The sequence below is a fragment of the Portibacter lacus genome (assembly GCF_021533215.1).
GTDB lineage: Bacteria > Bacteroidota > Bacteroidia > Chitinophagales > Saprospiraceae > Portibacter > Portibacter lacus.
Genome location: NZ_JAJNKA010000005.1, coordinates 86,040 through 101,602, shown reverse-complemented (window position 1 = coordinate 101,602; position 15,563 = coordinate 86,040). Strand labels below are relative to the sequence as shown.

Below are 15,563 nucleotides of genomic sequence, written 5' to 3'. Positions count from 1 at the left end.
TAATTCACTAATACTACAAAACTTCGTACATTTGCAATCTTTTATAAAACAAAGGATTAAATGTCATTAATAGAGGAGATAGAAAAGAGAAAAACGTTCGGAATTGTTTCTCACCCAGATGCTGGTAAAACAACCTTAACCGAGAAGTTGCTATTATTTGGTGGAGCGATACAAATTGCGGGCGCGGTAAAATCTAATAAGATTAAGAAGCACGCGACTTCGGATTTCATGGAGATAGAGAGACAAAGAGGGATTTCTGTAGCTACTTCTGTTATGGCTTTCGAATACCGAGATAAGCAAATTAATATCCTAGATACACCAGGTCACAAGGATTTCGCAGAAGATACGTATAGAACATTAACCGCTGTGGATAGTGCAATTGTGGTAATAGATGTAGCGAAAGGTGTGGAGGATCAAACGGAGAAATTAGTGGAAGTGTGTCGAATGAGAAAGGCTCCGATGATTGTATTCGTGAACAAGATGGACCGAGAGGGAAAAGATGCATTTAGTCTATTAGATGAAATCGAATTAAGACTGAAACTGAGAGTTTGCCCGCTTTCTTGGCCTATCGGAATGGGACAAAGATTCAAAGGCGTATATAATATTTATGAGAAAAGTTTAGTGCTTTTTATGCCACATGGAAAGCAGAATGAAGATGATGGTACGATGTTATTCGAAGATCTTTCGGATCCAGAACTAGATAAAATCGTAGGCGAGCAATTAGCTGAAGAGTTAAGAGAAGAGGTGGATATGATCGAACAGGTATATCCTAAGTTTGACAAAGAAGCATATCTGAAAGGTGAGTTGTCACCCGTGTTTTTCGGGAGTGCGGTGAATAACTTTGGGGTAAAGGAAATGTTAGATTGTTTTGTAGATATTGCTCCGAATCCACTTCCCCGAGAGACAGAAGAAAGATCTGTAAAGCCAACCGAAAAGAAATTCACGGGTTTTGTTTTTAAAATCCATGCAAATATGGATCCCAAGCACAGGGATCGGATCGCATTCATGCGAATATGTTCTGGAACCTTCGAAAGAAATACCAATTACTTGCATGTTAGACAAGGCAAGAAAATGAAATTTGCGAATCCTACTGCATTTATGGCTTCTAAGAAGTCGATCCTTGAAGAAGCGTTTCCAGGAGACATCGTAGGATTGTATGATTCGGGAAATTTCAAAATTGGAGATACGATGACAGAAGGAGAGGAGCTACATTTCAAGGGGATTCCATCGTTTTCCCCTGAACAGTTTAGGTATGTGAACAATGCTGATCCGATGAAGTATAAACAGCTAGAAAAAGGACTTGACCAATTAATGGATGAAGGAGTTGCTCAGTTGTTTACAAAGAAAGAATCTAATCGAAAGATTATCGGAACAGTAGGAGCCTTACAGTTTGAAGTGATTCAATACCGATTAGAGCATGAGTATGGAGCTAAGTGTTCTTATGAGCCACTAAATATGTACAAAGCGTGCTGGATTAAATGGACTGATGCGAAAGCATTCAAGGATTTCCAAGACCGTAGAAGAAATGACTTAGCTACGGATAAAGATGGCAACCTTGTTTTTATGGCGGAAACGGCATGGGCATTAAAGATGGCACAAGATAATCATCCAGACATCGAGTTCTTCTTTCAGAATGAAAACTAAAAGAGGAAATATTTACTTTTGGAAGAGAAAGAAGCTGAGAAAAGAATCAAGTTATAGAATTTAGGAAAAAGATAAACAATGAACATTTTAATAATAGGAGGAGGAAACATGGGGCTAACATTTGCTAAAAGTTTTCTTCGATCTCATATCGTCACACACGATAAAATGTTGATCCTTGAGAAATCTCTTAAGAAAGCAGAAGAACTCAAGAAACTTAATATAGGAACGGTTTATGGTGAACCAGGTGAATATATTCGCGAGGCGGATTTAATCATTTTTGCTGTGAAGCCACAAGATACGGAGGCTCTATTCACGGGCATCAAGCCTTTTATGGATGATCAGCAAGTGGTTCTTTCTATCATGGCTGGTGTAAAAATGGAAACACTTTCTAAAGCACTCGGTATTACAAAAATTATCAGAGCAATGCCGAATCTTCCTGCGCAAGTCGGTGTGGGCATGACAGCTTTCACTTCTTCCGAAACAGTTACAAGAATCGAGCTTGTAATGGTTCAGAACTTATTAAATGCAACAGGAAAAACGCTCTATGTAGAAACTGAAAAATCAGTAGATGCGGCAACAGCCATTTCAGGATCTGGTCCAGCATATGTATTTTATATCATGCAAGCGATGATCGATGGCGCGAAGAAAATGGGTTTCTCTTTATCAGAATCGGAGTTGCTTACCTACCAGACTTTTCGAGGAGCGGTGGAGCTATATAGTAAGTTTGACTTTTCATGCGATGAATGGATTCAGAAAGTATCGTCGAGAGGCGGTACAACCGAAGCTGCTTTTAATACTTTTCATAATGATGCATTACACCTTAAGTTCCAAGACGGCTTAAAATCTGCATTGAAAAGAGCTGAAGAGTTAAGCAAAGAAACGATAAAGTAGGACTTCGTTGATTTTAACTTCGGAGATAACGATCTCTCCAGCCATCTCTATTTTGATTTTCGATAAATACATTGAATTCGCTTACTTCTTTAGGGAGTTTTTGATTTTCAACTTCGAATAATTTGCCGATCTCTTTAGAAAGATTGATTGCTTCCTCAGCGCAAGGTGCATCAGGTGGAATACGAAGAAGTTTGTATGTGTTTTTTCGAATTTGATATAAGTCTTTGGTATTTACAATGAGGGTGAGAGCGTGAATTTCCTTCTCACAGGACGCTTTAGCAATGTTTAAATGAATATCCTCAGTAAGTTGATTTATCTCAGTGCTACATTCCTCATTTTTTGGCGCTTTGTACATGAGAATTAAGGCTTCTCTATACCTTTGCTTTTGATTTAAAACTTTAGCTTCTTCTACGAAAGATTCACAATCATTGCTGAAAGAGGATTGATAAAAATCAGTTATAAAAGATTTAACATCACTTTTCGAGCTGGTTAATGCATTTAGATATGCCTTCCGTATCGCCCCGCATTCATTCTTATATTTACCGACACCTTTTAAATGAAGCTCTTTTTTAGTGCTGGTTTTCAGATTTTGCAGATTGAGCGTGATATTCATTTCTACATAGTGGTAGGTATCAATACCCTCTAAAAGGTTAGAGCTTTTTATTTCAGGAATAATATTTAATTGGTGCAGATCACTTTCCTGAGCTGCAAAGACTACATCCTTATATACAGAGGCAAATTTATTGTAAGCTTCCTGAACAAATCTTTTATTGCATTCTATTCCTTCTATTTCCAGATTTAAAACCAGAACAGGGCTTGAATCTTGAGCGCTTAGAAAAGGAAGGCTTAAGGCTAAAAGCAGAATAGTTAATATCCTATTGAACATATCTTGTTTCTATTTTAAGGTAATAACAACATTATTTCCTGTAATGACACGATCACTTTCATAACCGATTTCTTTTAATTTCTTTCTCAATGAAGATGCGAAACGAGAAACTCTATACGCTCGTCCGTCTTCAGTTTTTAAAGGAACTTTCACGATATCAAAAATGATTTTATTTTGAGTAACTCCTTGAACATGGTAGTAGTTGTTATAAGCTAGATCTTCGATAGCAAACTCTATATAATCACTTAATAAATCGCCATCAGGAGTATCTGCATCTAAATCATAATCAGCTTCATCACTTACGCCTACATTCACGACGATCGTTCTTCCATTTTTAATGATATCATTAAATTTCTCTTGTATAGTATTAAGTAGGTTATCGATTTCACTTTCTACCGCTTTTTCAGCCAATTTTTCGAAATTATCAGTATACATCGTAGGAGAATTCGCAGTCTTATTAGATAAAGATTCTCCTGAGAAAGCATCAAAAGCAGTCATAATAATATTCACACTATTTCCACTACTTCCTTTGTTAGCTGATGCTTCTACCTCAACATAGATATCTGCACCCGAAATACTTAGTACTTCATCTTTTAAACCACTAGCCTGATCTTCAGTAAGTGCTTCCGTATTGTTTAATTGCTTTAATTTTGCCCTTAGGTCAATGGTATTCACTCCTCTTTCATCGAACGCTTCTTTCACTTTAGTGATCGCAATTCTTACGATTTCACTTCTTTCATAAGCACTTCTGAGGTTGTCATTTTTCTTCGCAAATGGGATAACCATTATCGTAGGCTGTATATTTGCCATTTCTTCCTGACTTACTCCTTTAGAAGTAGCGAATAGAATGCATAATGTACTTAGCGCAATGCTGAATATATATTTTTTCATAAACCGAATTTTCTAGTTATACTGTTTTGTTCTAAATGTGATTTTAAAGCTTGTAAGTCTATTTTCAGAAATACATCATTGATAGCTGACCCTCTAGCACCTGCTGAGTTTTGGATATTTGATTCAATGATAAATCGTTGATACTCTCTTTTATTTAGTAGATCATCATAAAAACTACCATGTTTCTTAAGACTTTCTACTTCGTTAGGTACCAAGGGTTTTTCTTGGTTAGAATCAGGAATACCTTTGAATAATAAATTTTCGAATGCATTTCTTACTGCATACTCAGATGCAACATCAGTATTGTGAGCCCTACCGGTACTTACTAAGGAGATCGTTGTTCTTCCTTTCTCTACACAAGTGACTTCTCCCGTTCTATTAAAAGAAACCGGCTGTACGGTAACGCAGCTGACCATCAAAATCGTAATAAAAGCTAAGCTGTATTTCATATTCATTAGTTATAAGTAAAATGCAAAGTTTCATTATTTAATATAGCCTTGCTAATATCTTTTTCATTCTTCATAAGAACGATTTCACCTATTAATTCACTATGCGAATTAATAAACTGTGCAGTACCTAAATCGGTCTTACGTTCAAATTTTTTGCCTGAAATTTCTTCATATTTCACACTTTGAATATTTATAGGGTCTCTGGTTATGAAACCATATGGAGAATAAACGTAAATCCTTTTTACTCGATCTTTTTTCTGTTTAGCGATACCTAGGTATTTCATTTGTGGAGTAAACACCTCTAAGAATAGCTTGCGATAATCATTGTCAATATCTTTTTTATCTTTAGCAACTACCTGCCCTGTTTCGGTGCTTGTAACCTGAATTTGTTGTTCAGTTAAAGAAATGATGTGATCTATTCCTTCTTTAAGACCGAGCACATCTTCTACTTTATCATCTATAAACTTCTCACCTTTATATTTTTCAATAAAATGCTTGGAAATAAATTCATCACTTTTATCTATAAAATTGATGAAATAAAGGTCAGCTAATTGTGTTTGTATATCAAAATTGCAGAATACACATTCTTTTTCAAGAGATACTCTGAATTGCTTTTCTTTATTTTTTAGTTCTTTATTTAGAAGTGTTTCATTTCTTACTGCGTAAATAGTAGCTTTTTCATCGATCGCTTCTTTTAAGCCTTTCCCTCCCGAGATTAAAAACTTTGCAGTACTTTGATCTGGTCCGACCTCTTTTGTTAGTGCAGTACCTATTCTTTCGAAGCCTTCGAAATCTCCTATTTGTACTTTCTTGAAAACGTTAATAGCCTCTCTTTTTGCGATATCCTGATTGCTTCCGGCATTAAAAGAGAAAGTGCTTATTTTCTTCTTACCAGCATCTTCTGCTGTTACTTCGAAGGGCTTTGGGTCGGAATTTGCAAATATAGTACTTCGAATTTCGCTTATCACAGAGTAGTCACTTTTAACTCTGTCTGTATAATGTTTCGCAACCTGACTCTTATACGCATTATGAATTTTTTCTTCGAGTTCTTTGAATGCCTTTGTATCCTTTTTTGGCAACTTCCCTTTGATGTACTTCCCTATTTCAATATTAATCACCTCCGGTTTGGTGCTTAATTTCGAAGGATCCATTTTTGCTTCCTTAGCAATGTCAACGATTCCTGTTCCTAATTCTAAATATTTGTAATTACACGTAAAATCTAAATTGACATTCATTAAAGCACTTTTCACTTTTCCCGTAGTATCCGAGGTGTATTGAATTTCGGGAGTAAGGCTATTGTTGAATTCAGGATTCAAAAGTAAAGCATGTGTAGAAAACTCTTCCTTTGTTCCCAGAAACGTAACTTTTCCATTTGCTTCATTGAATTGGTATTCTTGAAATTTTGTTGTTTTTGACTCGTTTAGACTGGTCATGATTAACTTAACCAATTGAGTTTCATAAGGGCTATTAGCACTTTGATTCACGATAACAGAAACGACATTAGATTTCTGCGCATAGCCTAAAGTAGCACAAATACTTATTAGACTTATTAATAAAAATGATCTCATAATGTATTACTTTATTTTGCAGAATAATTTCTGGCCTTGATCTAATCTGTTTTTGATTTCTTCTCCACCATCTAGAACCTTAACAAGAGAAAAATTTTCATCCTGAACTTGACTGATTACGCCTTTTCCAACTGGCAAGTTTCGCTCTATTTTCCTACCGTTTATTTCCTCGGTTACTTTGGTGAAAATTTCAACAGTTGCTCTATTCGTCAAATTTTGAGAATTACCGCCTAGAATTAGAATAGATTTTGCCTTTCCTTTTTTCTCTTCTTCTACTCTGACTACGTCAATATATAATTCGAAGCACTTTGAGTTAAGGTCACTCACGAGTGATTCAACAGCATTTTTTACATTTCTAAATGGCGTTGATGATTCGCATAGTATTTGACTATTTTCTACATCATAGATTCGAATGGCAAGTTCTTTACCCTTATTGGTTACAAAAGATCTAAGAAGAAATTCTGCTCCTTCTAACTTTCCTTGTTGAACAATATAACCATCTATGAAGTCTTCGGACTTTTGTCTTTCCTTTTCATCTTTGATGAGTTGTTCGTTCTTTTTATCAATGACGATAAATCTGTCATCTTGTGAGTAACTAGAAATAAGATATTCAGGTATCTTTTGAATATCTTCTTCAGTACTACTTCCCTCGAAAATGGATAATGTAATTAATTGTTTCTGTTTTGCATCTATGATGTCTGTTTCATAAATGGCAATTCGACTCTGAGCATTGATATTGCTGCTATAACATAGTATAGTAACAAGTAAAAGAAGTTGTTTAATCATGGTCTGAAAATTGTCAATAAATCGCGAAAATACGATTATTAATTTATTTCATATTTGTATTAGAAAAAATAGGGATTTCTTAATAAAAACTTGATGTTTAAAAATAGGAACTTACTTTAACTTTGAATATGTAAACAAGAGCTCGGTGCCTGCATTAATCGCTTTACTTACTTGCTTCTCGTTTTTCTGAAGCGCAACATCTGCAATTAAATCCGAATAATTCGCTCGAACTTGCCCATTTCCTAACTCCTTAGTCCTTCTATATTTTTCTCCTAACACCTCTTCATAATACACTTGATAGATGTAGACATATTCCGTCTGTTGTAAGCCATATGGAGAATAGAGGTAAATGTTTTTTACCCTATCCTTTTTTTGTTTAGCGATTTCTAGGAATTTCATCTGTGGTGGGAACATTTCTAGAAAGAGGATTCGGTAGTCATTTTTAATATCAGCTAGAGCGAACGACTGGAGTGCTCCAGTTGCTATATTCGTTACTTTTACATTCTTTGTATCAGCATTGATACTGAAATCAACCCCTTCCTGATTACCAATAACTTTTTCTACTGCGCTGTCAATAAAGCCTTCTGACTTAAACTTTTCTATAAAATATTTAGACACGAAGTCATCAGATCGTTCCAGAAGCTTAATGAAGTACAGTTCAGATAATTGATTTTGTATTTCATAATTACAGAAGAAGCATTTATTATCTATTGCAACCCTGAATTCTTTCTCTCTTAGACTAACCATATCATTAAGTAATGCAGGATTCCTAACAGCGAAAACTTCCTCACCATTCTGATAAGCCTCAGACAGTTCCTTGCCACCTCGAAAAACAAAACGAGCTGTACTTTCAGTTTGATCTACATCGGTAACGATAGCTACTCCTATTTGTTCTACTGTCTCTTCACCTGCAATCGTTAATTTTTTATAAATACTGATGCCTTGATAAGCGGACAAGTCTACATTTTTTCCTGCCTTGATAATAAAGCTGCTCATTTTTTTCCCTTTCTTATCTGGGATTTCTTCAATGGTAAATGGAGAGGTATCTGTCTGTGCATTAATAGCACTTTCGATGTCTCCCAGCATGGAATAATCTTTATTAATCCTATTGATATAGTGCATCTCAATCTGAGATTTGTATTCAGCATGAATATTGTCTAAAATGGCCTTGTACTCTTTAGTACCTACTTTAGGGATATTACCTACAAAATATTTTTCGAAATTGATTTCTAAAACATCAGACTTCGTATTTAACGTAGAAGGCTCCATTGCCACTTTCTTGGCAAACTCTATCTGAGATGAAGCGAGATCTATTTGTTTGAAGTAACAAATAAAATCCAAATTGAGATTCATATATGCTCCCACTGTCTTGCCAGTGATAGAGTCTTTTTTCATCTCAATTTTTGGTGTTAGAATATTTTTAAAATCAGGTTCGATCAAGATTATTTTCTCAGAGAAATTTTCTTTCCCATCGGACTTAAATACGACTGACTTCTTTTTCAAATCATAATGGTATCGCTGATATGTAATTCTATCGGACTGATTTAAGTAATCAAATAATCGATCCACAAAAAGAGCTTCGAACTGATTTTTCAAGTTCGTTTCTTCTATAAGTACAGAAATGTTCCTTTTTTCTTCTGCTGAACTTTTAACGGATAACAGCAGGGCCAATAAAATAATAAGATAATATTTCATCTTGTTGGGGTTTATAATTTCCAATGATCGGTAGGATCTTTCTTCAAATTTTAAATAGACCATATCAATGATGGAAGAAGTTTTTCGTGTGCAATTCAATGATAGCGGAATGATTGTAAATAAATAAAGAGCCAAAAATATGCATTATTTTTAAGCTTCTCTTTTACATTAACTCTATTTAATGGTTCATTTACTATTTATTAACTTCATGAAAGCAAAAAATCGTATATATTATAAGTTTGTTATTAAAACCTTCCTTAATTTATGTTTCGAATTCAAATTCTGCTGGAAATTTGATTCCCAAAATTGACCAATAAAATCAAAACAACAATGTCTAGAATTAATGCAACTCTCCTATTTATTTTCATTTTCTGTGCAGCTATAAATGCTCAAAAGCTAAAAGACAAAGCTGTCGTTATCAAATATGTCAGCCTACCGTCGATTGCTGTCCCTTTAGATTACAAGACTTTTAGCGTAGAAGCTGGTGGTGAGGTTTTGCAGATTTCAGGAGTGAGTCCTAAAGGATTTGCGGATGATTTTTCCATGCAAGGGTTTAAGAAAGTTAATGGTTATGGTGGCAGTGCAGGCCACTTGCATTTGGTGGTAGATTTGGGATACCTTACGATCGGTAAAGAAGAAATGAAAACTAAAACCACAAAAACCAAAGACAAGAGTGGAAATGAAGTCATTGTAAAAGAATACTATTATGCAGTGCCATTTAGCGGAAGTAGCTCTGCTAAAATTATTGACCCAGATGGAAGAATATTATCTAGTAAGTCTGAAGTTTATGACAGAGAATTAGGAACTCAATTGTATAAAAACCAGGCTCAACTTAAGAAAAGCGCGAATAAGTTGATCAATGACATCACTAGAGATGCTGCCCAAGAAATTAGAAGAAATGCTTATTCATATTCTAATTCGATGTTGCAAAGTTTTGACTTCAGAAAAACTTCCACGCGAGAACAGATATATCTAATCACGAAGCACTCTTCGGAAGATCAATGGGAGAAGCATTATGAAACGATAAAGCTTCTTTTTTCAAGTGGAAGCCATTACCCGAACACAGAATTTCGTAAGGAGAAATTAGAACCTGCAATTCGATTTTATAAGCAAATGGCTTCTAAAGATCCTAGAGGCGATAAAAAGAAAAAAAGAATTTATAAAGCTGCTAACCTTAACCTGTCTACCATTTATTATTATTTAGAAGACATGGCCTCATCTATTGAGTACGCTGAATTATCCTTAAAAGCAATGGGAAAAGATAGCAGAAGTAGCAATAGAATTTCAAAGGCAGAAAGGACACTAGAAAGAATGAGAGACATAGGTGTGAGTACCATATATTATGAAAGGGATCTTTCGAATGCATTGCCACCGGGCGCGATCGCTAATCAAGAAGCGGAAAATGAAAGACTCTTAGAAGATGCTAATGCGAATAATGCAACCATCGTATATAGAAACGAGGAAGTTTATGGAAAAATGCTGCTGGATAAAGAAGCTGATGATCTAATTTTCGGAGAGGGAGGGAATGTTAAGTTCGTAGTGAATAAAGATGGCGTTTTGGATGAGATTAAATTGACAGATTATTGGGTTTCAAGTTTTGAAGTTGCAGATAGGAAGTTTACAAAAATGAAGTTTTCGCCTTCGGCAAAAGGAAAAACGGAAGCCAGTGTTGAAATTTTAGAAGAAGTGTATCAATCAGAAAGCTTGAAACTTTACAAATATTACCCTTCATCTGGTGCCTTGAGTGATGAAAAGCCTGAATTTGCTTTTCAGAAAAGTGGTCAAGAATTTCCAATATCCTTGGAAAGTACAAGTTTTTTATTGTGGGAAAAGGGATTGTCAGACTACTTTAGTGATTGTGAAGATCTGCGGAAAATCATTCAAGAAGGAGGAATAAAGAAGACAAAGGAAGACTTGATAAAAGCGGCTCGAGTCTACTCGGAAATTTGTAAAAAGGTGATTCGACCTTAGATCAATCCGTAAAATATATGTCCCTACTTATCTGAGGATCAGAGATCACTTATTGAGATGATATAAAACAAAAAAAGCACCACGGATATCGCGGTGCTTTTTTATTTTTTATCGCTAGAGCCATTATGCTCCATATCCTATCTTGGTATTATCTAGTATAACCGCGCCTTTCTTAACAACCACAATCCCGTCTCTTATACAATGTGTATCCGTTTCAGAATCTTCTAAAGACTCGTGTCCGATGATTTCCACGAAGTTTCCAATTTTAACATTCTTTTCTATAATGGCCTTATCGATCACACAATCTTTGCCAATTCCTAGAAGTTTTTGTTGCGATTCTTCTGAAATATCTTGAAGTTTTTGGTAATAGTCATTTCCAAAAACTATTGAATCTTTAACAAGCGTTCTTGGTCCGATTCTAGATCTAATTCCAATAACGGAATTGTCTATTTCCCTGGCATGTAGAATACAACCTTCAGAGATTAAACTACTATTTACAATCGTACCGAAAAATTTACTTGGTGCTAACATTCTAGCTCTTGAGTATAGTGGAGACTGATTACTATACATATTAAACTCTGGAAGAAAATCATTCAACATTAAGTTTGCTGAATAGTATGATTTAATGGTTCCAATGTCTGACCAATACCCACCAAATGGGAAACTAGCAACTTTGTATTTTGAATTGTTTACTGCATGAGGAATGTATTCTTTTCCGAAATCCGTAGCCCCTGGAATATCGCTAAAAAGATTAGCAAGCGCTTTTTTCGTAAAGACATATATACCCATAGAAGCGAGATAATTTTTTCCTTCGCTGGTGTATTTTTCATCTAGAGGTGAAACCCATTGATCTAAGATATCCGCGGAAGGTTTTTCGATAAAGTCATTTATATTGTCTTCACTATCCACCTTCATAATACCGAATCCAGGTGCATCTTCTGAATTTACAGGGATGGTTCCTATTGTTACGTCGGCACCTGTCTTAACATGGTGTTTAATAATAGATTTTAGGTCCATTTGATACAGTTGATCACCAGATAAAATGATAATATGTTCGTGATCATGATGGTTTATTCTTGGCATCACTTGGCGAACTGCATCAGCTGTACCTTGGAACCAATTTTCATTTTCTCGTGTCTGTTCAGCAGCTAGAATATCTACGAAACCTTTAGAGAACACATCGAAATGGTAGGCATTCGTTACGTGCTTATTCAATGATGCAGAGTTGAATTGTGTGAGAACGAAAATTCTTCTCAGATTCGAATTCAAACAGTTGCTAAGTGGAATATCGATTAATCGATACTTACCTCCAAGTGGTACAGCGGGCTTTGATCTATCTTTTGTTAAAGGGAATAACCGGGTACCTGCTCCACCACCCAGTATTACGGAAATTGTCTTATCAGTCATGCTTAAGTTTTTTATATTGATTCGCGTATTCCTCTGCGGATTTATCCCAAGAGAAATTTTTTCGAGTACATCTCGTCCTTAGTTTTTTAAAGTTATTGTGGTCTTCATAGGTGCTTTGAGCTCTTTTCATTGCCTCTGCTAATTCATAAGAATTGCTTCCCTGGTAGGTGAACCCAGTACCATCTTCTGCGGATTCCACGACCGTGTCTTTTAGACCTCCAGTAGACCTGACAACAGGTATGGTTCCATAGCGCATGGCGAACATTTGATTCAAACCACAAGGTTCAAATCTAGATGGCATCAAAATGAAATCACAGCTCGCATAGATCTGATGAGCAATAGCTTCATTATACATGATGAATGTTTTAACAATTCCAGGAGTCTCGATACTTGAAATCTGATGTTCGAGGCGCTTGTCACCACTTCCTAAAATTACAAAACAGGCATTGTTATTCTGTTCATAGACAGCTTGTATAGCTGGAGCTAAAGTATCGACTCCTTTCTGTTCGCTGAATCTGCCGATGAACGAAAACCAAGGCTTATTCGGATCTAATCCGTATTCTTCAGCAAATATTTCTTTATTCTTTTGTTTGAAATCGACCCATGAACTCTTCCGATTGTACTTGATGAGTTGATCTGTTTTGGTATCCCATTCATCATTGTCTATCCCGTTAAGAATACCGATACATTTATGTTTTTCTCCGCGGAATAGATATGCCAAACTGCTATTTACATTTATAATTTCCTCCATATAACTCGGGGAAACAGTGTTCACAACGGTTGCACATTTTACTGCGGTCGCTAATGAATGAATCGTATTATCCCAGTCTAACAAACCGGCATATTGATCTTCGAAAGCAGGTAATACATCCCTATTATTCCATGACATTTGCCCATAATAAGCGGCATTGTGTATGGTGAAAAAGCTAGGCATTTGTTGTAGACTCCTAAACTCATATCCATATTTCATAAAGAACGGAATCAAGCCTGTCATATGATCATGACAGTGCACAAGATCGTAGTTGGTACTTTCATCATTTAACCAACTTAGTGCAACTCTCTGGAAGGCAATATTTCGGTCGATTTCGTCGTGAAAACCATGACCATCCCAGCCTAAATAAATAGAATCGCGGTCAAACTTTCCCGGAATATCTGCACAGTATAGATCGAAATCTAAACCACTACTCCTAACTTTCTGAATAGCGTACTGTATATAGCTTCCTCTCTGGTAAAAAGAACCAGAAAAAACAGTTTCATAGGCTTTATCGTGAAACCACTTCGTAGCATATTTCGGTATAATGACATCGGCTTGAATACCATGCTTTTTCAAATACTTGGGTAAAGATCCTACCACATCTCCCATTCCTCCAGCTTTTGCTGCAGGATAACATTCCGTGCTTACGTGTAAGACTTTCATTTTGATTCTTTTTTTAAGATTAACGTACCTAATGGAGGCAATATAAGCTCGACACTATTGTCTTTCCCATGAGACGCTTTAGCTTTAGAATTATATACTCGTTTCTTAGATCCGCCGGCACCACCATATTTGATGTCATCGGTATTCATTAAGACTTTATATTTTCCTTTTTCAGGAACTCCGATTCGATATTCAGTATGAACAACTGGAGTAAAATTACATATGACAATTACAGACTCATCTTCACTCTTTCTTATGTAAGAAAGAATACTGTTCTTATAATCGTCATAAGAGATCCATTCGAATCCTTCTCCCGAAAAATTTAATTTATGTAATGCTTCTTCACCAGTAAATATCGCATTCAGGTTGCGAATGAGGGTCTGGATTCCTTTATGATGTAGGTTGCCTAATATCTGCCATTCTATGGATTCGTTAAAGTTCCATTCTGTTCGCTGACCGATTTCATTACCCATGAAGAGTAATTTGTCACCAGGATGAGTAAACATATAAGAATAAAGCAATCTTAGATTAGCGAATTGCTGCCAATCATCACCTGGCATCCTAGAAATGATAGAACCCTTTCCGTGTACGACCTCATCATGTGATATCGGAAGCAAAAAGTTTTCGGTAAATGCATAGGTCAATGAAAAGCTTATCTCATTATGATGGTATACTCTATGAATAGGATCTCTGGAGAAATAAGCCAAAGTATCATTCATCCAACCCATCATCCATTTTTTTCCAAATCCAAGACCACCGAGGTGAGCAGGTTTTGTTACTCCTGGAAAGGCAGTAGACTCTTCAGCAATCATCTGCACATTAGGAAATGTTCCATAAATGGCAATATTCAAGTCGCGAAGAAAATCTTTAGCTGCTAAGTATTCATTGCCTCCGAATATGTTCGGCGACCACTGACCTTCCTCTCTAGAATAATCTAGATAAAGCATGGAGGACACGGCATCTACTCGCAATCCATCTAGGTGAAAATGTTCTAACCAATAAAATGCACTTGATATTAAAAAGGAACGAACTTCATTCCTTTCAAAATTGAAAATTAAACTATTCCAGTCAGGATGAAAACCTTTCTGCCGATCGAAATGCTCATATACACAAGTTCCATCAAAATCAGCTAACGCGAAATCGTCATTCGGAAAATGAGCCGGGACCCAGTCTACGATTACTCCGATACCAGCCTTATGAAAAGCATCTATTAAGAATTTTAACTCATCTGGATCGCCAAAGCGACTCGTCGGAGCGAAATAAGATGTCGAAAGATAACCCCAAGAAGGGTAGTATGGATGCTCTGTAATCGGCATCATCTCCACATGGGTGAATCCCATATCTTTAACATAATCCACTAAATCGGTCGCCAACTCAGTATAAGAAAGAGAGTGACTATTATTTTTTTTCCAACTACCTAGGTGTACTTCATAGATTGAATTAGGTGCATCGTGAGCGTTTTTAATAGGACGTTCCTTTGTCATCCACTTTTTATCCTTCCACTTGTAGTCTGATGACCAGACGATGGAAGCAGAAAGTGGCATTAATTCAGTCTTGAAAGCGTATGGATCGGCTTTTTTACGAACTCGATCATCTTTGGTAGATAGAATTTCAAATTTATATAATTCTCCTTCCTTCACGCCAGGAATGAATCCTTCCCAAATTCCAGAACTGTCCCACCTTACATATAATTCATAACCCTCTCCATTCCAAGAATTGAAGTTTCCTATCACTTGAACTTTACTCGCCGCGGGTGCATACACAGAAAAGTAAACACCTTTTTCTTTATTAAGCGTTAGAGCATGTGCTCCAAATTTTTCATAAAGCTTAAAATGCTTACCAGATTTAAATAAATTAATATCAAAATCGGTGAATAAGCTATGCACTATTGTTTTTGTTCCCATTCGTTTTATTTCGAGAATAATTTATTAAAAATTAATTTAAAACTCACCTAATCT

General features: G+C 35.9%; 12 protein-coding genes. 3 read left to right on the top strand and 9 right to left on the bottom strand.

Features of this window, described 5'->3' with window-relative positions; all coding sequences use genetic code 11:
• Positions 1–60: 60 nt before the first annotated feature.
• Positions 61–1,644, top strand: a complete 1,584-nt coding sequence (locus L2586_RS09885; RefSeq protein WP_235292728.1) for a peptide chain release factor 3 — start codon at positions 61–63, stop codon at positions 1,642–1,644.
• Positions 1,645–1,722: 78 nt separating this feature from the next.
• Positions 1,723–2,535 (top strand): pyrroline-5-carboxylate reductase, encoded by an 813-nt coding sequence (gene proC, locus L2586_RS09880; RefSeq protein WP_235292727.1) that lies wholly within the window; start codon positions 1,723–1,725, stop codon positions 2,533–2,535.
• A 13-nt stretch (positions 2,536–2,548) separates the two neighbouring features.
• Here proC and L2586_RS09875 read toward each other — a convergent pair whose 3' ends face one another.
• The 6 genes from L2586_RS09875 to L2586_RS09850 all read right to left on the bottom strand — a co-directional run bounded on the left by L2586_RS09875 (position 2,549) and on the right by L2586_RS09850 (position 8,810).
• Complete coding sequence (locus L2586_RS09875; protein WP_235292726.1) at positions 2,549–3,421, bottom strand: hypothetical protein; 873 nt, start codon at positions 3,419–3,421, stop codon at positions 2,549–2,551.
• A gap of 9 nt (positions 3,422–3,430) precedes the next feature.
• On the bottom strand, positions 3,431–4,312 hold the full coding sequence (locus tag L2586_RS09870) for a DUF6175 family protein (protein WP_235292725.1): 882 nt from the start codon (positions 4,310–4,312) through the stop codon (positions 3,431–3,433).
• Positions 4,309–4,761: a hypothetical protein gene (locus L2586_RS09865; protein ID WP_235292724.1), complete on the bottom strand. Its 453-nt coding sequence runs from the start codon at positions 4,759–4,761 to the stop codon at positions 4,309–4,311. The genes L2586_RS09870 and L2586_RS09865 overlap by 4 nt, the downstream gene beginning before the upstream one ends.
• Positions 4,762–4,766: 5 nt before the next feature.
• Complete coding sequence (locus L2586_RS09860) at positions 4,767–6,329, bottom strand: hypothetical protein (protein ID WP_235292723.1); 1,563 nt, start codon at positions 6,327–6,329, stop codon at positions 4,767–4,769.
• Positions 6,330–6,335: 6 nt separating this feature from the next.
• Complete coding sequence (locus L2586_RS09855) at positions 6,336–7,115, bottom strand: hypothetical protein (RefSeq protein WP_235292722.1); 780 nt, start codon at positions 7,113–7,115, stop codon at positions 6,336–6,338.
• Positions 7,116–7,226: 111 nt separating this feature from the next.
• Positions 7,227–8,810, bottom strand: a complete 1,584-nt coding sequence (locus tag L2586_RS09850; RefSeq protein ID WP_235292721.1) for a hypothetical protein — start codon at positions 8,808–8,810, stop codon at positions 7,227–7,229.
• A gap of 330 nt (positions 8,811–9,140) precedes the next feature.
• Here L2586_RS09850 and L2586_RS09845 point away from each other — a divergent pair, with 330 nt between their 5' ends.
• Positions 9,141–10,781: a hypothetical protein gene (locus tag L2586_RS09845; protein ID WP_235292720.1), complete on the top strand. Its 1,641-nt coding sequence runs from the start codon at positions 9,141–9,143 to the stop codon at positions 10,779–10,781.
• 123 nt (positions 10,782–10,904) lie between these two features.
• On the opposite strand, the gene L2586_RS09840 is transcribed toward L2586_RS09845, so the two are convergent.
• The 3 genes from L2586_RS09840 to glgB are packed head-to-tail and all read right to left on the bottom strand — an operon-like array spanning position 10,905 to position 15,509.
• Positions 10,905–12,188 carry a glucose-1-phosphate adenylyltransferase gene (locus L2586_RS09840; RefSeq protein ID WP_235292719.1) on the bottom strand — a complete coding sequence of 428 codons (1,284 nt, stop codon included), beginning with the start codon at positions 12,186–12,188 and terminating at the stop codon, positions 10,905–10,907.
• Complete coding sequence (locus L2586_RS09835) at positions 12,181–13,605, bottom strand: glycogen synthase (protein WP_235292718.1); 1,425 nt, start codon at positions 13,603–13,605, stop codon at positions 12,181–12,183. Before L2586_RS09835 ends, L2586_RS09840 begins: the two co-directional genes overlap by 8 nt.
• Entirely contained in the window at positions 13,602–15,509 is a 1,908-nt protein-coding gene (gene glgB, locus L2586_RS09830; protein ID WP_235292717.1) for a 1,4-alpha-glucan branching protein GlgB, read from the bottom strand. Before glgB ends, L2586_RS09835 begins: the two co-directional genes overlap by 4 nt.
• Positions 15,510–15,563: the final 54 nt, after the last annotated feature.